Genomic DNA, 314 nt, shown 5'->3' on the forward strand with positions numbered 1-314 from the left:
CTGACCATTAGTTGCCAAGCGCATATAGTCACCTTCATAGGTTGTCTCAGCTCCCATTGCCGCGAATGCTTTCAAGTGCAAATCAATCGGACGCGGTCCCAAATCACAACCACCTGGCAAGCCAACAACAGCTTGACCAAAGCGACCAAGGAGGGAACCGTAAAAATAGTAGGATGCACGCAAGCTATTAATTTTACCAAATGGCATAGGCATGTCTTTTACACCACGAGGGTCAATCTCCAAGGTTTCACCATCACGCTTGACCGTCGCGCCCATTGTTTCCATAATATCAACTAAGCTATCTACATCCGAGA

1 pseudogene is annotated in these 314 nt (G+C 47.1%); it reads right to left on the reverse strand.

The features are described 5' to 3' along the window. A pseudogene (locus C1E58_RS11850) lies at positions 1 to 314 on the reverse strand (UDP-N-acetylglucosamine 1-carboxyvinyltransferase); the annotation flags it as partial.

Origin of the sequence: Streptococcus suis (genome assembly GCF_002964575.1) — a bacterium.
Taxonomy (GTDB): Bacteria; Bacillota; Bacilli; order Lactobacillales; family Streptococcaceae; genus Streptococcus; species Streptococcus suis_R.